Here is an 18,504-nt window from a genome sequence, read left to right as displayed (position 1 = left end):
CCCGGCCTGGTGCAGAACGCACCGAGCTGGATGAAGGGAGTCGTCGCAGGCACCATTGTGATCCGTTCGTTTCATAATCTAATCCGGTAAAACGCTAGTTTCAGCCGTTGACGATGTCCTGAGCAAAACCCGTACCAATCGATGCGCCAAAAACCCTTGCCTGCTTCGTCCGCGCCGGCCGATGACCACGATGGCCGCGCCGCCGCGCCCTTGCTGACGCTGGAAGACCGCATCCGCGCCTGCTACCAGTCGCTGCCCGGCAGCGAGGTGGTGGTGGCCGATGTGCTGCTGCATCACCCGGGCCGGCTCGCGACCCATTCGGCGACCGAACTCGCGGCTGCTGCGAAGGCGTCGAAGGCAGCGGTCACGCGGCTGATCCAGCGGCTCGGCTTTGCCAGTTATGCCGAGGCACGCAGCGAAGCCCGCGAGGCACAGCAATGGGGGTCACCGGTCTACCTGGAGGCCAAGGCACCGGTCGAAGTCGGCGCACGCGCCGCATTTGCGCGCCACGTCGCCGCGGACCAGCAGATCCTCGCGCAGTCGCTCGGCGCATTGACGAATGGCGACCTCGAAGCGGCCATCGAGGTTCTGGCGTCGGCCCGCCGCGTCGTCGTGATCGGCTTTCGCAACAGCGCCTGGCTGGCGATGTATGCGCATTCGCAGTTCGGCCTGCTGCGCCCTGGCATCGAGCTGGCGCCGCTGCCGGCCGAGACGCTGGCCGAGGCAATGGTCGGGCTCGGTGCAGACGATCTGGTCTTCGCGGTCGGCTTCCGGCGTCGCGTGCCGGCGTTTGCTGCGGCGCTGCGTGCCGCCCATTCCGCCCGCGCGCGCATCGTGCTGGTCACCGACCCGTCGGGCGCCGCCGACCTGCGTTTTGCCGACTGGACGTTGAGCTGCCATTGCCGCAGCGCGTCGATGTTCGACAGTTATGTCGCCGCGGTCAGCCTGCTCAATTTTCTCGCGGCGCAGCTGGCGCAGGCACTCGGCGAGTCGGGCCGACGCCGGTTGCAGGAGGTCGAACGCTGGCACGGCAGCCTCGGCGATCTGGCCTGACCGCCGGTAACGCTGTCGGCGTATTCAGTCGGTCGTGAACGGCCGCGGCGGCGCGTCGGTGCCGACGCGCCGTTCGCGTTCGTATTCGGAGATCACCTGCGCTCCGAGCAGCAGCAGCGTCGCACCGAGCTCCAGGCTCAGCAACACCGCAATCGCGGTCGTCAGCGAGCCGTAGACGGTGCCGATCTGCGACAGCGTCTCGAAATACCAGAGCAGCACATGCCGCGAGACCTCCCACAGCAGTGCCGCGGTGACGGCACCGAACACCGCGTGCAGCAGCGACAGCCGGCCGACCGGCATCACCAGATAAAGCGAGGTCAGCACCAGCACCTCGCCGGCAAAACCGAGCAGGTAGAGCAGGAGGCCGGAGGCCCCTTCGAGCGACCAGATCTGGCCGAGAAACTCGACTTCGCGCTCGCCCATCGCCTGCAGGCTGCCGGCGACCAGCGTCGCCAGCAGCAGGCCGAAGCCGAGCGACAGGATGTACAGATAGGGCAGCACTGCCGACATCAGGAAATGCCGCCGCTTGATCACGACCCGGTGGTGGAAGATCACCGACATCGCGTTTTCGAGAACGGTGAAAGCCAGCGAGCTGAAGAAGATCATGCTGATCAGCAGCACCCAGCCGATCACATTGCGGTGCTGCAGAAAATTGGCCAGTTCGGTGACGATTGCCGCCGACTGGCCCGGTATCAACCATTCGAGGTAGTGGCCGAGCGTGTGCAGCAGTGCGCCCTGGTCGATGAAATGCGACAAGGCAATCACCGTCAGGATCAGCATCGGCACGATCGACAGCAGCGCGTAATAGGCCACCGCGCCGGCCAGCAGCAGGCCCTGGTTGGCGCGGAACGCCTTCAGCGTGCGCAACGCAAAGGCGCCCGGCCGGGCCAGAATCTTGCGGGCTTGCTGGTCGAGCAGTGGTGGCATGGTGGGTCATCGCGCGAGACGCCCGCCGATGATGACCCAGATTGGCTGCTGCGCCCGTAGGCCGACGCCTCGTCAGTCGTTGCCGCTGGCCAGCCGCGTCGGCAGCGGCAGGTCGGCGGCGCCGGCCGGAACGACATGTTCGGGCGTCGTCACCGGCCCCTTGCCGCTGAAGCGGTCGAGGGCGATGAAGATCACCGGCGTGATGTACAGCGTGATCGCCTGCGAAAAGACCAGCCCGCCGACCACCGCGAGGCCGAGCGGCTGGCGCAGTTCGGCGCCGGCGCCGAGGCCAAGCGCAATCGGCAAGGCGCCCATCATCGCCGCCAGCGTCGTCATCATGATCGGCCGGAACCGCAGGATGCAGGCCTCGCGGATCGCCTCGGCAGCACCGACGCCGTGGTTGCGCTGCGCATCGAGCGCGAAGTCGATCATCATGATCGCGTTTTTCTTCACGATGCCGATCAGCAGCAGGATGCCGATCGTCGCGATCAGCGTCAGGTCCTGGCCGAACATCTGCAAGGTCAGCAGGGCGCCGACCGCCGCCGACGGCAGGCCGGCGAGGATCGTGATCGGATGGATGTAGCTCTCGTACAGCACGCCGAGCAACACGTAGATCACGAGCAGCGCAGCAATCAGCAGGATCGCCTGGCCGCCCTGCGAATCCTTGAACACCGCGGCATCGCCGCCATAGCGGGTGATGATCGATGCCGGCATGCCGAGCTGGTTGCGGTAGGCGTCGAGCTTGCTCGTTGCTTCGCCGAGCGCGGCACCCGGCGCGAGGTTGAACGACACCGTGACCGCCTGCAACTGGCCGACATGGTTGACCGAGGTCGGACCGATGCTGCGCTCGACGGTGGCAAAACTCGACAGCGGCACCAGCGCGCCGGTATTCGAGCGCATGAAGACCTCGGAGAATGCGCGCTCGTCGCGCCGCGCGTCGGCCTTCAGCTCCATGATCACCTGGTAGCTGTCGACCGAGGTATAGATCGTCGAGACCTGGCGCTCGCCGAATGCGCTGTACAGCGTCGAGCGCAGGTTGTCGATCGAGATGCCGAGCGTATTGGCGCGGTCGCGGTCGATCTTCAGCGACGCCTGCAGCCCCTTCAGCTGCGAGTCGCTGGTGACGTCGCGGAACAGCGGGTCCTCGCGCAGCTTCTCCTGCAGCTTGATCGCCCAGTCGTTCAGCTCGTCGGCGGCGACGCTTTGCAGGATGTACTGGTATTGCGCCTTGCTCTGCCGCCCGCCGAGGCGCAGGTTCTGCACCGGCTGCATGAATGACTGGATGCCCGGCACCTGGCGCAGCTTGCGGCGCAGGTCCTCGACGACCTGCTTCATCGGCGCCCGCTCGCCGAGTGGCTTCAGATTGATGAACATGCGCCCGGTATTCATCGCACCGCCGCCGCCAACGAATGAATTGACCGACAACACATTCGGATCGCTGCGCACCAGTTCGGCGACGCGCGCCTGCAGCCGCACCATCTCCTCGTACGAGGTGTCCTCGGCGGCTTCGGTCGAGACGCGGATCTGGCCGATGTCCTCCTGCGGGAAAAAGCCCTTCGGGATCACGTAGAACAGCACCGCAGTCGCGGCAAAGGTTGCAAAAGCGACGCCGAGCACGAAGCGGCGGTGCCGCAACGCCATGTCGAGGCTGCGCGTGTACAGGGCCAGCATCCAGTCGAAGGCGCGGCCGAAGGCGCGGACCAGCGCGCCGGGCCGCTTCTTGTGCTGCTCGTCGGTCAGAAACTTGCCGGCCATCATCGGCACCAGCGTCAGCGAAACGAACGCCGACGCGACGATCGCCAGCGAGACGATGACGGCAAATTCGTGGAACAGCAGCCCGATCACGCCGGGCATGAAGAAAATCGGGATGAAGACCGCGATCAGCGAACTGGATATCGAGATGATCGTGAAGCCGACCTCGCGCGAGCCTTTCAGCGCCGCCTCGAATGGCGCCATGCCCTCCTCGACATGGCGCATGATGTTTTCGAGCATCACGATCGCGTCGTCGACAACGAGCCCGACGGCCAGCGTCAGCCCGAGCAGCGAGATGTTGTCGAGCGTATAGCCGAACGCCCACAACATCGCGATCGCACCGATCAGCGATACCGGCAGCGACAACGCCGGAATCACGGTTGCGTAGAAGCGGCGCAGGAACAGGAAGATCACCAGCACCACCAGCACGATCGTGCCGTACATCGTCAGCGTCACATCGTGCAGCGCCTCGCGGATCGACGTCGAGCGGTCGCCGACCAGCACCAGGTTGACCGACTGCGGCAGCTGCTCGCGAAAACCCGGCAGCCGCTCCTTGATCGCATCGACCACCTGCACGGTATTCGCATCGGGCTGGCGCATCACCGAAAGGAAGATCGCGCTCTGGCCATTCAGGTCGGCGTGCGAGCGCAGAGATTCATAACTGTCGACGACGTTGGCGACGTCCTTCAGCCGCACCGGGCTGCCGCCGCGGTTGCTGACGATCAGTTCGCCGAATTCGGCCGCATTGGCGAGCTGGCGATTGGCGGTCAGCGTCAGCGTCTGGCGCTGGCCCTCGAGTGTGCCGACCGGCGTATTCGCATTGGCCGAGCGCAGCGCCGCGCTCAGTTCGTCGAGGCTGATGTTGCGCGCAGCGAGCGCCTGCGGATCGACCTGGATGCGCACCGCAAAGCGCTTCGAGCCGAAGACATTGACCTGCGCGATGCCGTCGAGCGTCGACAGCGCCGGCTGGATCAGGTGCTCGGCATAGTCGTTCAGCTCCGACGGGTTCATCGACGGCGAGGTCAGCGCGAGGAACAGGATCGGCGCATCGGCCGGATTGACCTTGCGGTAGCTGGGCGGCGAGGTCATCTCGATCGGCAACGAGCGCTGCGCGCGCAGCAGCGCCGCCTGCACGTCGACCGCGGCCTCGTCGATGTCGCGGCTTTCGACAAATTCCAGCGTCACCGAGGTCGAGCCGAGGGTGCTGGTCGAGCTGATCAGGTTCAGGCCGGGAATCGTCTGGAACTGTTTTTCGAGCGGCAGCGCGACCGCGCTGGCCATCGCCTCCGGGCTCGCGCCGGGCAACGACGCCGAGACATTGATCACCGGCGTGTTGTAGCTCGGCAGCGCGGCCACCGGGATGCGGCTGTAGGCGATCAGGCCGGCGACGATGATTGCCAGGTTCAGCAGCACCGTCATCACCGGACGGCGGATGAACAACTCGCTCAGGTTCATGGCGTCACCCCGGCAGCACCGGATGCCGGCGTGCCGGCACGGCCAGGCTTGCCGGCTCCGCCCTGGCCGCCGCGTTCGACGACCTTGCTGCCGGCGCGCACATTCTCCCGGCCATCGACAACGATGCGGTCGCCCGCCTGCAGCCCGCTGACAACCGCGTCCTGACCGACCGGATGAACGATCTCGACCGGCCGCGGCTGGACCTTGTCGTCGGCATCGACGACAAAAACCGTCCGGCCTTTGACGCCTGTGACGATCGCCGCCTGCGGAATGACGATCGCGTCACGCAGCGTGCGCACCGCGAGCGCTACCTTCACATAGCCGCCCGGCCAGAGGTGCTGCTGCGGGTTGTCGAAGACCGCCTTGACACGCACCGAACCCGACGACTGGTCGACCACGCTGTCGACGAACTGCAGCTTGCCGTCGAGCCGAGGTCCGGGCGTGCCGTCGGAACGGTCCGGCAGCTGCGCGCTGACCGGCAGGCCGCCTTCGCGCAGCCCCTGCAGCGTCTCGTCGAGGTTGCGTTGCGGCAGGTTGAAGCTGACCGCGATCGGATCGAGCTGGGTGATCGTCAGCAGCGCCGGACCGCTCGGCTGGACCAGGCTGCCCGGGAATACGTTGACCGCGCCGACGCGGCCGGCACTCGGGGCGGTGATGCGGTGATAGCCAAGCCCGAGTACGGCAGCATCGACCGCCGCCTTGCTTGCGGCAACCACCGCCTGCTGCGTCTCGACCTGCGTCTGTGCGGCGTCGACGGCGCTTTGCGAGACGAATTTCTGCTCGAGCAGGTCGCGGCTGCGTGCGAGCTGGCGCTGCGCATCGTTCAGTGCAGCCTGGTCGCGCGCCAGCTGGGCACGCATTTTCGTGACGTTGACCGCGTCGGCGCGGTTGTCGAGCGTGAACAGCAGCTCGCCGCGACGCACGAACTGGCCCTCCTTGACGTGGACCTGCTCGACCTTGCTGCTGACCTGCGGCTTGATGTCGACGACATTCAACGAGCTGACAGTGCCGGTGGCCTCGAGCGTGATGCGCTGGTCACGCTGCTGCGCCTTCACCGTCGTCACGCTGATCGGGCCACCGCCGCCCGGCGGGCGTGCCGCGCCACCACCCTTGTTCGCAGCGGAAGCGCCAGCGGCGGCCGGAGCCGCGGCGCCGGCGACATGGCTGGCCGACGAATCGGGTTGCTGCTGCAGATAGAAATAGCCGCCGGCAGCTGCCAGCCCGGCCGCTCCCAGCGCCACCGCGATCATCGACTTGTTCATGAAATGCCCGATGCCGCGTCGCGCCGGATGCTGCCCGACACCACGGCGCGGCCAACCCTATGGGCTGCTCACGCTCGCGGCGGCAAGGACGGGAAATCCAGGGACAAGGCGCAAAAATGTTGACCCAGCCTGTCTGAGGGGGCGAATCTTACGACGCGCTGCCGCCGCCTGTCTTGCCGGCGGGTAAATCTGCGCAAATTTCGTTGCGCAGACGGGTCAGCTGGCCTGGATCTTGTCCAGGGCCGCGGCGAGGCTGGCGACGCTGCGCTCGACGGCATGCAGCTTGTCGAGGCCGAACAGGCCGATCCGGAAGGTCTTGAAGTCTTCCCCTTCGTCGCACATCAGCGGCACACCGGCGGCGGTCTGCAGTCCGAGCGCGGCAAACTTCTTGCCTGACTGGATGCCCGGATCGTCGGTGTAGCTGACGACGACACCCGGCGCCTCGAAGCCCGGCGCGGCAACGCTGCGGAAGCCGCGTTCGGCGAGCATCTTGCGCACCGCATCGCCGAGCTGTTGCTGCTCGGCGCGCAGACGGGCAAAACCGTAGCCACGGCTCTCCAGCATTGCGTCGTAGGTTTTTGTCAGCGCATCGGTCGGCAGTGTCGCGTGGTAGGCATGGCCGCCCGCTTCGTAGGTCTCCATGATCTGCAGCCATTTGCGCAGGTCGGCGGCAAAACTGCTGCTGGTCGTCGACTCGATGCGTTCGCGCGCCAGCGGGCTCAGCATCACGAAAGCGCAGCACGGCGAGCCGCTCCAGCCCTTTTGGGGTGCGCTGATCAGCACGTCGACGCCGGTTTTCTCCATGTCGACCCAGATCGCGCCAGAAGCAATGCAGTCGAGCACGAACATGCCGCCGACCTCATGCACTGCATCGGCGACACGGCGCAGATAGTCGTCGGGCAACATCATTCCCGACGCGGTTTCGACGTGTGGCGCACAAACGAGATCGGGCCGCTGCTCGCGGATCGCGGCAACCACCTCGTCGACCGGCGCTGGCGCAAATGCACCCTGGCTGCCCGGTTCGACCCGGCGCGCCTTCAGCACCGTCTGCTGCGCCGGGATGGCGCCCATCTCGAAAATCTGCGTCCAGCGGTAGCTGAACCAGCCATTGCGCAGCACCATGCAGTGTTTGCCGGCGCCGAACTGGCGCGCCACCGCTTCCATGCCGAAGGTGCCGCTGCCGGGGACGACCACCGCGGAACGCGCTGCATAAACCTCTTTCAGCACAGAGGAGACGCCACGCATCACCGCCTGGAAATTCTGCGACATGTGGTTCAGCGCGCGGTCGGTATAGACGACCGAATATTCGAGCAGACCTTCGGGATCGACGGTGGGCAGCAAACCTGGCATGAAAAACTCCGATCTGTGTTTCGCGCGGCCAGCGCGCGCCTGCGCGCTATGGTCCGATACCGCTGAATTGAAACACAGAGCGAATTCCGGCAACGGCGGCACGGCCGCCGCCGCCTCGGCGGCGCGACGTGTGCACGATGCCGGCCAGCGGTCGGCGCCAGCTCGCCGACCGCCAGTCGGTTGGGTCAGCGCTGCGCCATCAATTCCTGCTTGCGCTGCGCCATCTGGGCGCCGAGTTCCTTCATGTCGAGCCGAGTCGACTTGGCCTTCTTGAACATCTCGCCCTGCTCTTCCTTCACATGGTGCTTGACGTATTCGGACATCACCTTGATCTTCGCGTCGAACATCTCGCCGTCGGGCTCGACACCCTCGACCTGCGCGATCAGGTTTTTCAACGTGTCATGCTCGACCGTCGCTTCCGGAACCAGCTCCTTGTCCTTCAGCGCCTGCTTGACCGCCGGATAGAAGATTTCCTCCTCGATCTGCGCATGCACCGTCAGTTCGGTGCAGATCTGCTGCACCAGTGTGCGCTTGCGGTTTGCCGAACGCGCCTTTTCGTAGTCCTCGAACAGGCCGCTGACCTTCTTGTGATCGGCGCGCAGCATTGCCATTGCGTCCTGGGCCTTGCTGCCGGCCCCGTTGGCCGATTTCCGTGTTGCAGTTGCCATTGATCGCTCCAATTGTTATGTGGTTGAAAATCGCGACAAATGCCGGCGGTGGATCACATCGCATGACCGCAACCAGCGGGCACCATCGACCGCAACCGGCACGTGCGCTGCCATTGTTGAAACGAGTCGTGTCCTGCGTCGTCAGGAATCGAATCGAGATCGCGTAGGACTGGACCGCAAGCGTTGCGCTTGTTCCAATCGGCGCATTGACCTTGAAAGCAGCACCATGAAACGACTCGCAGCAACACCCGCCACCGCAGCCGGCAAGACCACCCGACGCCGGCTGATCGAAACCCTGCCGGCATTCGGCGCCGGACTGCTGGCCGCCGGCCCGGCGGCCGCGCAGCAAGGCAGTGCGGCAAAGCCGAAAGCCGAACGTTTTCCAGGCGACCCGCCGGAACACAAGCTCGTCTACCAGCTGAACAAGGCCGGTGACGAACATGGCGAAGCCATCCTCAATTCGATCGGCGCGATGATCGGCAAATATGCCGACAACGTCGCGATCGCGGTCGTCGCATTCGGCCCGGGCATCCATCTGCTGGCAAAGGCGCCGAAACGGCCGGTCTCGGCGCAGCTGCGCGAGCGCGCCAGGAGCCAGGCCAAGTCGTACCGGGTGCGTTTCATCGCCTGCGGCAATACGATGAAGACCTACCGATGGACCGGGCAGGACATGGTCGACTTCGCCGAGGTCGAGGAAGTCGGCGCCTCGACATTGATGGAATTGCAGGAGCAGGGCTACGCCTACATCGCCTGGTAGGCGGCGCGGTACGCCCCGGCCGGTTCAGCGGCCGGTCGGACAGAACGACTGCACCGGCAGTTCGTCGCGCAGGTATTGCAGTTCTTCCTCGTCGGTGGCGCGTCGCAGTTCGACGATCTGCACATCCCTGCCGTACAGCTGATCGAGTTCTTCGCCGACCAGCCGTTTCACATCTGCATCCGGCGCGAAGGCCTTGAACCAGCGCCTCGCCTTGCCCTTGTAGCGGAAGTCGACGACCCAGATCGTCGAGGTCTTGAAAAATTCGGCCATGGTTAATGCTGGCGCCTGGATCTCGAATGATCAAGTCCCGGCCAGCGCCGCGCAGGGGCATCGCGCACCCGCGGCGCCAGCGGCCCGGCGTTATGCTTTGCCCCCACCCAGCATCCAGCAGACCATGTCCACCAGGATTCCCGCCACCCTCATCGCCGGCGACGGCATCGGCCCTGAAATCGTCGAATCGACGCTCGCCGCACTCGATGCGCTCGGCGCGCCCTACGACTGGGATCACCAGACCGCCGGACTCGGCGGCGTGCAGGCGGTCGGCGACCCGCTGCCTGCGGCGACGCTCGACAGCATCCGCCGCACCCGTCTCGCATTGAAAGGCCCGCTCGAGACGCCGTCGGGCGGCGGCTTCCGCAGTTCCAACGTCAGGTTGCGGGAGGAATTCCAGCTTTATGCCAACCTGCGTCCGGCGCGCACGATCATTCCGGGCGGCCGCTTCGACGACATCGACCTGATCGTCGTCCGCGAAAACCTCGAAGGCCTTTATATCGGCCACGAGCACTATGTGCCGATCGGCAACGACCCACGCGCGGTCGCGATGGCCACCGGCGTCAATACGCGGATGGGCAGCCTGCGGCTGCTCGAATTCGCGTTCGAGCATGCGATCGCGCAGGGGCGCAAGAAGGTCACGATCGTCCACAAGGCGAACATCATGAAGGCGCTGACCGGGCTGTTCCTCGATGCCGCCTACGACCTGCATGCGCGCAAATACAAGGACCAGATCGCGATCGACTCGGTGATCATCGACGCCTGCGCGATGAAGCTGGTGCTCAACCCCTGGCAGTTCGACGTGCTGGTGACAACCAACCTTTTCGGCGACATCCTGTCGGACCTGGTCGCCGGGCTGGTCGGCGGCCTGGGCATGGCGCCGGGCGCCAATATCGGCACCGATGCGGCGATCTTCGAGGCGGTGCACGGCTCGGCGCCGGACATCGCCGGCAAGGGCATCGCCAACCCGACCGCGCTGCTGCTGGCAGCCGCGCTGATGCTCGAACACACGAAATTGCCGGACCTGGCGGCGCGGCTGCGCAACGCGATCGACGGCACCGTCAACATCGACAAGGTCCGCACCGGCGACCTCGGCGGCAACGCCAATACCGAGGCCTTCACGAAGGCGCTGGTCGCACGCATCCGCAATGGATGACGACGCGGCGTTGCCGCGCCCGGCGGCGGATCACGCTGCCGGGCCGGCCGTTGCGATACCGCGCGGTCCGCTGATCGCCAACCTGCTGGCCCAGTTGGCATTCGGCCTGCTGGCGATGACGATCTGCCTGCCGTCGATGCAGCAGTGGGGCGCGATCTTCGGCGCCAGCCAGGCCAACGTGCAACTGACCTTCAGCGCCTATGTCGTCAGCTACGGCGGGCTGCAACTGGTCTACGGGCCGCTGTCGGACCAGTTCGGCCGCAAGAAGATCCTGATCGCCGGGCTGCTGCTGGCCGGCATCGGCTCGCTGCTGGCCGCCGCCGCGCCGGACCTGACGACGCTGACGCTGGCCCGGCTGGTGCAAGGCGCCGGCAGCGCGGCCGGCATGGTGGTCGGCCGCGCGATGGTGCAGGACCTGTTTGTCGGCCCGGAGCGCACCCGCGTAATGGCCTACATGGGCATGGTGCTTGGCTTGTGCCCGCCGCTGGCGACGATCGTCGGCGGACAGCTGCATGTGCGTTTCGGCTGGCAGGCCAATTTCCTGCTGATGGCGGTTCTTGCTGCGCTGCTGCTGGTTGCCGCATGGCGCGGCCTGCCGGCGCATCAGCGCTCGCCGCAGCAGGACAGGCGCTGGCTGGCCGCGATGGCAGCGTCGTATGCGCGGCTGGCGCACGAACCGGCCTTCCTGCTTTATGTCGTCATCGCCGGGATGACGACGGCGACCTTCTATGTCTTTCTCGCCGGCGCGCCGGTGGTGCTCGGCGGATTCGGCGTCGGCCCGGAGTCGATCGGCTACTACATCATGGTGGTGCCGCTGTCGTACATCGTCGGCAATTTCCTGACCAGCCGGCTGATCCAGCGGCGCAGCGACAGCTTGCTGATGGGCGTCGGGCAGGCGCTGACGATCGCCGGCATCGCGCTGATGACGGCGCTGGCGATGGTCGGCATCGATTCGCCGCTGGCGTTTGCGCTGCCGCTGACGCTGCTCGGCCTCGGCCACGGCATCCTGGTGCCGCCGGTGCTGGTCGGCACCGTCAGCCTGCTGCCGGCGCTGGCCGGATCGGCGGCCGCGGTGGCGGGACTGATGCAACAGCTGACCGGCGCGCTCGGCGGCTTCGCGGTCGGTCTCGTCGACCACGACGATGCAACCAACCTCGGACTGCTGATGCTCGGCTGCGCAGGCCTCGCGACGGTGGCGCTGGTGCTGCTCGGCCTACTCCGTTCGGCGGCAAACCGGGCTTGAAGCGGCCGCCGCAGGCCTGCTCAGTCGTCGCCGCTGTCGATGCGCAATTGCACCGCGGAGATTTCGGCGGCGCTGGCCGGGCCGAGCCGCGCGGCCTCGACACCGCGTGAGCGCAGGTGGCGGCGCACCTGGTCAGCGCGCTGCAATGCCAGTGCGCGCCGCCCGTCGGCGTCCGGCGGCGCCGCAACCACCGGCAGGCGCGCATCGCGGACCCGGCGCAGGCTTTCGGCCACCTTGTCGAGCACCGCACCAAGCGCCGGCTTGACCTTGCTCTGGCCCGGATCGAAACAGAAGTCGATCGGCACGTCGATGCCGATCGCACCGTCGCCGCGCTGCACGATCAATACCGGCGTGCCGTCGAACCACGACTGCAGCCATTGCCGCTCGGCCGACAGCGCCGCCGGCAACGCGGCACGCCGCTCGAGCGGTGGCCGCCGATCGACGGCCGGCGGCGGCGCGGTGGTCGATGGCGGGTTCGGTGGTGCCAGCGTGCCGCATGCTGACAGCAGCACGGCAAGCGCAGGCCACAGTGCGACACGCGCCGACCGGACAGGATGACCCGCCCGGGCGGGCCGGCTGGCGATGGGAAAGATGGCGGGTTGCATCGCGGCGACGATAGCCGCGATCGCAACAGCTGACCAGCACCCGAAAAGCAACAAATCGTCTCCGATGGGACCGGCCACGGCTCCCTGACTTGATGCATATGCAAGCTTTGCAGCTAAACTGGGTTGATGGCCATTGAACCCTCGCCCTCGATTGCCGCGCAGTTGAAGGCACAGGGCTGTACCAATTTCAAGCTGCGCCGTCTGCTGCGCCGCGTGTCGCAGCGCTACGACGAGGAAATGGCCAAGGTCGGCCTGAAGACGACGCAATATTCGCTGCTGTCGCATGTACAGCAGTTCAGCCCGGTGCGTCCGGTCGATCTGGCGAAATCGATGGCGATGGACGCATCGACGCTGACCCGCAACCTGAAGCCGCTGATTGCCGCCGGCTGGGTCGAACTCGGTGCCGGCGCCGATGGCCGCAGCCGCCTCGTTCACATCACCGACGCCGGGCGCGCCAAGCGCGCGGAGGCCAAGCAGCGCTGGCGTGTGGCCCAGCAGACGATGAACGAACTGCTCGGCGCCGAACGTGTGCTCGCGCTGCATGCGCTGATCGATGATTCGATGGCCTTGCTCGCGCCGCAGGACGGCGCTGAGGACGCTGTCTGACCGGCCGGCCTGCGGGCGCTAAAGTCGGACCTGCAGGCGCTCGGGCGTCGGCAGCAGGCAACCGGACCGAGGTCTGACGATGGCACCCCCAATCACGATCATTTCTTCGATGGCAACCCGCCAGCTGCTCGCCGAACTGACCCGGCAGTACCAGCGGCAATCCGGGCAACCGGTCACGACCGAATCGGTCGGCGGCGTCGATGCAGCCCGGCGCGTCCGAGCCGACGAAGCCTTCGATGTCGTCGTACTCGCGGCCAATGCGATCGAGCAGTTGACCGAAGCCGGCAAGGTCATCGCCGGCAGCAAGGTCGACCTGGTCAGGTCCGGCGTCGCGGTAGCTGTCCCGGAGGGGGCACCGAAAATCGACATCGGCTCCGAAGAGGCGGTCCGGCAAGCCGTGCTGGCCGCCCGCAGCATCAGCTATTCGACCGGGCCAAGCGGCGTCCACCTGACCAGGGTGTTCGAACGCTGGGGCATCACCGGGCAGATCGCCGGCAAGATCGTGCAGGCGCCACCGGGGATTCCGGTCGGTTCGCTGGTCGCCGACGGCAAGGTCGAACTCGGCTTCCAGCAATTGAGCGAGCTGATGAACCTGCCGGGTATCGAGGTGCTCGGCCCGCTGCCCGGCGCGATCCAGATCATCACGATCTTCTCGGCCGGCCTGTCGGCAACATCGAAGCAGCCCGACGCGGTGCGGGCGATGCTCGAATTTTTCCGCTCGCCGGAAACCGCGCAGATCAAGCGACACAACGGCATGGAGCCCGCCTGAGGCCCCTCCTGTTCACCACTGGACCAGACAATGCAACAACGACAACTCGGCCCGTTCCAGGTTTCCGCGATCGGCCTCGGCTGCATGAACCTGAGCCATGCCTACGGCGCGCCGCCGCCGCCCGAAGAGGCGGCTCGGCTGCTGCTGCGTGCGCTCGACCTCGGCGTCACGCTGTTCGATACCGCCGCGCTGTACGGCTTTGGCGCGAACGAGGAACTGGTCGGCCGCACGCTGGCGCCGCACCGCGCGAAATTCACGTTGGCGAGCAAATGCGGCATGCAGGGTGTCGACGGCAAGCGGGTGATCGACGGCCGCCCGGATACGCTGAAAAAAACCTGCGAAGACAGCCTGCGCCGGCTGCGCACCGAGGTGATCGACCTCTACTACCTGCACCGCTGGGACAAGCAGGTACCGATCGAGGACAGCGTCGGCGCGCTCGCCGACCTGGTGCGCGCCGGCAAGATCCGCACGATCGGCCTGTCCGAGGTGTCGGCGGCGACGCTGCGCCGTGCCCATGCAGTCCATCCGGTCACCGCGTTGCAGAATGAATATTCGCTGTGGACGCGCAATGCCGAACTCGGCACGCTCGAAGCGACCCGCGAGCTGGGCATTGTCTTCGTCGCATTCAGCCCGCTCGCGCGTGCCTTCCTGACCGGCAAGCTGCGCGATGTCGGCGGCCTCGACGACAAGGACATCCGGCGCAACATGCCGCGCTTCGAACCCGACAACTATGCCTCCAACCTGAAGCTGCTCGACGATTTCGAGCACCTGGCACGGGACGCCAACTGCACGATGGCGCAGCTCGCGCTGGCCTGGCTGCTCGCGCGCGGCGACCATGTCGTGCCGATTCCCGGCACGACGAAGATCGAGCATCTGCAGGAAAACCTCGGTGCGGCCGAGGTGCGGATCAATGCCGAGATGATGGCAAGGCTCGACGCGCTGATCAACGAGCAGACGGTCAGCGGCAACCGTTATGCCGAAGCGACGCGGCGCGAGATCGATACCGAGACCTTCTGACCGATCCGCGGTCACACACCGGATCTTGAATTGGCCGCCGTGCCACCCAGATAGTCCCGATGGACAACTCATCCCCCCACGTCGCCTGCAGCCACTGCCAAGCGGTGAATCGCATCCCGGCCGAACGCCTCGGCGAAAGCCCGGTCTGCGGACGCTGCGGCAATGCGCTGCTCGACGGCACGCCGATCGAGCTCGACGATGCCAATTTCGATCGCGTCACCAGCCGCACCGATCTGCCGGTGCTGGTCGATTTCTGGGCGCCGTGGTGCGGGCCTTGCCATGCGATGGCGCCGCAGTTCGATCAGGCATCGCGGCAGTTGAAGGGCCGTGTGCTGACGGCCAAGGTCAATGTCGACGCCAGCCCGCAGACCGCGCAGCGCTTCGGCATCCGCAGCATTCCGACGCTGGTCAGGCTGCAGCACGGCCGTGAGGTGGCGCGCCAGGCCGGCGCGACGCAGGCGGCGCAGATCGTCGCGTTCGGGCAATAGGCGCAGCCCAGTCGATCGCGGTCAGACCGCAAGCATCCGCGCCAGCTCGATCCACTGCGGATCGACCGGCCGGCTGCGGCCGGCGACCTCGGAGAGCCGCGTCGTCACCAGCTTGCCGCCAACCATCCCGACCAGCTCACCATGGTGGCCGCCAAGCAGCCGTTCGACCGCGCCGGCGCCGAGGCGGGTCGCCAGCATCCGGTCGAAGACACCCGGGCTGCCGCCGCGCTGGATATGGCCGAGCAGCGACACGCGCAACTCGAAGCCGAGCCGCTGGCCGTGCGTGTTGAAATGTTCGGCCAGGCTGGCCGCGTTGTAGCGGGCGCCCTCGGCGACGACGACGATCGCATGGCTCTTGCCGCGCTCCCTCGCCTCGCACAATTCGCGGGCGACCGTTTCGGGATCGGTCTCGACCTCCGGAACCAGGATCGCCTCGGCGCCGCCGGCAATGCCGGCCATCAATGCGAGATAGCCGCACTGGCGGCCCATCACCTCGACCAGAAATGCGCGCTGGTGCGATGCAGCGGTCACACGCAGCCGGTCGATCGCCTCGAGCGCGATGTCGGCGGCGGTGGTCGCGCCGATCGTGATGTCGGTGCCATACAAATCGTTGTCGATCGTCGATGCGACGCCGACCACCGCGACGCCCTTGGCGTCCAGCGCCGCCGCGCCGCTTTGCGAGCCATTGCCGCCGATCACGACCAGCCCGCTGATCCCCAGCTCGCGCAGCGTCGCGACGGCCTTGTCTAGCCCGGCCGGCGTCTTCAGTTCGGCGCAGCGGGTGGTGCCGAGCATCGTGCCGCCGCGCTGGATGATGCCGCCGACGTCGCGCGCGCCGAGCCGCGTCAGCGAGCCCGACATCAGCCCGGTATAGCCATGCTCGACGCCGAACATCTCGGCGCCGCGGCTGATGCCGGCGCGCACGACGGCGCGGATCGCCGCATTCATGCCTGGTGCATCACCACCGCTGGTCAATACCGCCACCTTCTGAACCGCCGCCATCTCGCCTCCCGAATGCCTCGATCAATTGATCTTCCAGCCGCCGCACTGGCGCAGGCTTGACCCACGTCAAGCGTCGGCAAGCCGATTCTTGGGGGCATTCGGCAGCAGCCGACACGCTCCTAGGGTTTTCCCTAGAATCGGCGTCCAAACGACGATACAGAAGATTGAGATGAAATACCTTTACGAATCGATCCGGCGCTGGTTGCCGGTGATGCAGTCGCAGCGGGAGCGCGACGACAACTACCTCGCCGAAGCAGTCGATATCCGCGACCTCGAGCGGCGGATGCGCGAGATCGACGCCCGCAACCGCGGCCCGCAGCCTTCACTGGGCTTCGGCCTGCACTGAGAGCAGATTCCGGCGGCGTTCAGTCGGCCGCCGGCACCGAGCCGGAACGTTCGGCCGCGCGCAGAAAATCGAAATCGCAGCCCTGGTCGGCCTGTGTCACCGATTGCAGGAACAGCCGTCGATAGCCACGACTGTCCCCCGCATCGGCTGCCGGCCTGAAGGCCGTTTTGCGGGCCGTCAGTTCGGCCTCGTCGACCAGCATCTCGAGGCTGCGTGCGGCCAGGCTGATCCGGATCCGGTCGCCGCTGCGAACCAGCGCCAGCGGGCCGCCGACCGCGGCCTCCGGCGTCACGTGGACAACGATGGTTCCGGCGGCGGTGCCGCTGATGCGGCCGTCCGAAATCCGCAGCATGTCCTTGACGCCGCGCCGCGCCAGCTTCTTCGGAATCGGGATCAGGCCGGCCTCCGGCATGCCGGGCGCGCCGATCGGACCGATGTTTTTCAGGATCAGCACATCGTCGGCTTCGACGTCGAGGTCGTCGGCGTCGATCCGTGATGCCAGATCCTGCAGGCCGTCGAAGACGACCGCCCTGCCCTCGAATTCCATCAAGGCCGGCGACGCTGCAGAACGCTTGATGATCGCGCCCGCCGGCGCCAGGTTGCCGCGCAGCACCGCCAGGCCGCCGGACCGATAGACCGGATCGTGCAGCGGCCGGATCACCTGCTGCGCAAAGGCAGGCGCGGCCACATCGATTTCCTCGCCGAGGCTGCGTCCGGTCACCGTCATTGCGTCGAGGTGCAGCAGCGGCCGCAACTCGCGCAGCAGCGCCGGCATGCCGCCGGCGTGGTGGAAATCCTCCATGTAGTGCTCGCCCGACGGTTTCAGGTCGACCAGTACCGGTGTCTGTTCGCTGATCCGGTCCAGCGCATCGAGATCGACATCGATGCCGGCCCGGCCGGCGATCGCGGTCAGATGGATCAGCGCATTGGTCGAGCCGCCGATTGCGAGCAGCACGCGCAGCGCATTCTCGAAGGCCTGCGCGGTCAGGATGCGCTGCGGCGTCAGACCCTCGGCCGCCATCCGCACCGCGCAGGCGCCGCTCCGTTCGGCGATGCGGATGCGGTCGGCGGTGACCGCCGGCGGCGACGCACCGCCGGGCAGCATGATGCCGAGCGCCTCGGCGATGCAGGCCATCGTGCTGGCTGTGCCCATCACCGAACAGGTGCCGACGCTGGCCACCAGCTGCTCGTTGACCGCCGCGATCCGTTTCGCATCGATATCGTCACCGCGGAAGGCTGCCCAGAAACGCCGGCAGTCGGTGCAGGCACCGACCCGCTGGCCTTCGCTCGATCCGGTCAGCATCGAGCCGGTGACGAGCTGGATGGCCGGCACGCCGGCCGACAACGCACCCATCAGCTGCGCCGGCACGGTCTTGTCGCAGCCGCCGATCAGCACCACCGCATCCATCGGCTGGGCGCGAAGCATTTCCTCGGTATCGATCGCCATCAGGTTGCGCAGATACATGCTGGTCGGGAAGGCAAAACTCTCGTGGACCGAGATCGTCGGGAAATCGATCGCGATGCCGCCGGCCAGCATCACGCCGCGCCGGACCGCCTCGATCAGCTGCGGCGCATTGCCGTGGCAGGGATTGAAGCCGCTGCCGGTATTGACGATGCCGATGATCGGCCGGTCGAGCGCATCGTTGGTGTAGCCCGCGCCCTTGATGAAGGCCTTGCGCAGGAACAGCGAAAACTCGCTGTCGCCGTAGTGGGTCAGGCCCTTGCGCAGGCCCTTGGGGTTGCTCGGTGCAGTCATGCCTCGATTGCGAAATGGCGGG

18 protein-coding genes are annotated in these 18,504 nt (G+C 66.7%); 9 read left to right on the top strand and 9 right to left on the bottom strand.

The genetic code is table 11. The features are described 5' to 3' along the window. Positions 1-141 precede the first annotated feature (141 nt). Positions 142-1,053: a MurR/RpiR family transcriptional regulator gene (locus ACNH6H_RS20880; protein WP_418320209.1), complete on the top strand. Its 912-nt coding sequence runs from the start codon at positions 142-144 to the stop codon at positions 1,051-1,053. A 24-nt stretch (positions 1,054-1,077) separates the two neighbouring features. On the opposite strand, the gene ACNH6H_RS20875 is transcribed toward ACNH6H_RS20880, so the two are convergent. The 5 genes from ACNH6H_RS20875 to ACNH6H_RS20855 all read right to left on the bottom strand — a co-directional run bounded on the left by ACNH6H_RS20875 (position 1,078) and on the right by ACNH6H_RS20855 (position 8,467). After that, on the bottom strand, positions 1,078-1,980 hold the full coding sequence (locus tag ACNH6H_RS20875; protein ID WP_418320208.1) for a YihY/virulence factor BrkB family protein: 903 nt from the start codon (positions 1,978-1,980) through the stop codon (positions 1,078-1,080). 72 nt (positions 1,981-2,052) lie between these two features. Then, positions 2,053-5,187 carry an efflux RND transporter permease subunit gene (locus ACNH6H_RS20870; protein ID WP_418320207.1) on the bottom strand — a complete coding sequence of 1,045 codons (3,135 nt, stop codon included), beginning with the start codon at positions 5,185-5,187 and terminating at the stop codon, positions 2,053-2,055. Further along, positions 5,184-6,449: an efflux RND transporter periplasmic adaptor subunit gene (locus tag ACNH6H_RS20865; protein ID WP_418320206.1), complete on the bottom strand. Its 1,266-nt coding sequence runs from the start codon at positions 6,447-6,449 to the stop codon at positions 5,184-5,186. The genes ACNH6H_RS20870 and ACNH6H_RS20865 overlap by 4 nt, the downstream gene beginning before the upstream one ends. Positions 6,450-6,665: 216 nt before the next feature. Beyond that, positions 6,666-7,799 (bottom strand): aminotransferase class V-fold PLP-dependent enzyme, encoded by a 1,134-nt coding sequence (locus ACNH6H_RS20860; protein ID WP_418320205.1) that lies wholly within the window; start codon positions 7,797-7,799, stop codon positions 6,666-6,668. A gap of 185 nt (positions 7,800-7,984) precedes the next feature. Beyond that, complete coding sequence (locus tag ACNH6H_RS20855) at positions 7,985-8,467, bottom strand: hemerythrin domain-containing protein (protein ID WP_418320204.1); 483 nt, start codon at positions 8,465-8,467, stop codon at positions 7,985-7,987. A 226-nt stretch (positions 8,468-8,693) separates the two neighbouring features. Between ACNH6H_RS20855 and ACNH6H_RS20850 the strand changes: the two genes are divergently transcribed. Next, on the top strand, positions 8,694-9,224 hold the full coding sequence (locus ACNH6H_RS20850; protein WP_418320203.1) for a DsrE family protein: 531 nt from the start codon (positions 8,694-8,696) through the stop codon (positions 9,222-9,224). A gap of 24 nt (positions 9,225-9,248) precedes the next feature. Here the strand turns inward: ACNH6H_RS20850 and ACNH6H_RS20845 are convergent, their stop codons facing one another. Next, positions 9,249-9,494, bottom strand: coding sequence for a hypothetical protein (locus ACNH6H_RS20845; protein ID WP_418320202.1), 246 nt, complete (start codon positions 9,492-9,494; stop codon positions 9,249-9,251). Positions 9,495-9,618: 124 nt separating this feature from the next. Here ACNH6H_RS20845 and ACNH6H_RS20840 point away from each other — a divergent pair, with 124 nt between their 5' ends. After that, positions 9,619-10,650: an isocitrate/isopropylmalate dehydrogenase family protein gene (locus tag ACNH6H_RS20840; protein WP_418320201.1), complete on the top strand. Its 1,032-nt coding sequence runs from the start codon at positions 9,619-9,621 to the stop codon at positions 10,648-10,650. Continuing rightward, on the top strand, positions 10,643-11,893 hold the full coding sequence (locus tag ACNH6H_RS20835; RefSeq protein ID WP_418320200.1) for a multidrug effflux MFS transporter: 1,251 nt from the start codon (positions 10,643-10,645) through the stop codon (positions 11,891-11,893). Before ACNH6H_RS20840 ends, ACNH6H_RS20835 begins: the two co-directional genes overlap by 8 nt. Positions 11,894-11,913: 20 nt before the next feature. Here ACNH6H_RS20835 and ACNH6H_RS20830 read toward each other — a convergent pair whose 3' ends face one another. Then, complete coding sequence (locus ACNH6H_RS20830; protein ID WP_418320199.1) at positions 11,914-12,405, bottom strand: hypothetical protein; 492 nt, start codon at positions 12,403-12,405, stop codon at positions 11,914-11,916. A gap of 219 nt (positions 12,406-12,624) precedes the next feature. On the opposite strand from ACNH6H_RS20830, the gene ACNH6H_RS20825 reads away from it, so the two are divergent. From ACNH6H_RS20825 to trxC, 4 genes are all read left to right on the top strand, one after another. Continuing rightward, positions 12,625-13,104 carry a MarR family winged helix-turn-helix transcriptional regulator gene (locus ACNH6H_RS20825; protein WP_418320198.1) on the top strand — a complete coding sequence of 160 codons (480 nt, stop codon included), beginning with the start codon at positions 12,625-12,627 and terminating at the stop codon, positions 13,102-13,104. Positions 13,105-13,183: 79 nt separating this feature from the next. Next, positions 13,184-13,873 carry a substrate-binding domain-containing protein gene (locus tag ACNH6H_RS20820; RefSeq protein WP_418320197.1) on the top strand — a complete coding sequence of 230 codons (690 nt, stop codon included), beginning with the start codon at positions 13,184-13,186 and terminating at the stop codon, positions 13,871-13,873. Positions 13,874-13,903: 30 nt separating this feature from the next. Next, positions 13,904-14,890: an aldo/keto reductase gene (locus ACNH6H_RS20815; RefSeq protein WP_418320196.1), complete on the top strand. Its 987-nt coding sequence runs from the start codon at positions 13,904-13,906 to the stop codon at positions 14,888-14,890. A gap of 59 nt (positions 14,891-14,949) precedes the next feature. Beyond that, a complete protein-coding gene (trxC, locus tag ACNH6H_RS20810; RefSeq protein WP_418320195.1) occupies positions 14,950-15,378 on the top strand; it encodes a thioredoxin TrxC in 429 nt (142 codons plus the stop codon). Between the two features lie 21 nt (positions 15,379-15,399). Here the strand turns inward: trxC and ACNH6H_RS20805 are convergent, their stop codons facing one another. Continuing rightward, complete coding sequence (locus ACNH6H_RS20805; protein ID WP_418320194.1) at positions 15,400-16,380, bottom strand: ATP-dependent 6-phosphofructokinase; 981 nt, start codon at positions 16,378-16,380, stop codon at positions 15,400-15,402. Between the two features lie 169 nt (positions 16,381-16,549). Here ACNH6H_RS20805 and ACNH6H_RS20800 point away from each other — a divergent pair, with 169 nt between their 5' ends. Next, on the top strand, positions 16,550-16,726 hold the full coding sequence (locus tag ACNH6H_RS20800; RefSeq protein WP_418320193.1) for a DUF3563 family protein: 177 nt from the start codon (positions 16,550-16,552) through the stop codon (positions 16,724-16,726). A 19-nt stretch (positions 16,727-16,745) separates the two neighbouring features. Here ACNH6H_RS20800 and ACNH6H_RS20795 read toward each other — a convergent pair whose 3' ends face one another. Next, complete coding sequence (locus ACNH6H_RS20795) at positions 16,746-18,482, bottom strand: IlvD/Edd family dehydratase (RefSeq protein WP_418320192.1); 1,737 nt, start codon at positions 18,480-18,482, stop codon at positions 16,746-16,748. Positions 18,483-18,504: the final 22 nt, after the last annotated feature.

Origin of the sequence: Pseudideonella sakaiensis, from assembly GCF_048320135.1 — a bacterium.
Classification (GTDB): domain Bacteria; phylum Pseudomonadota; class Gammaproteobacteria; order Burkholderiales; family Burkholderiaceae_C; genus Ideonella_A; species Ideonella_A sakaiensis_A.
This window is presented reverse-complemented; position numbering and strand designations above follow the sequence as displayed.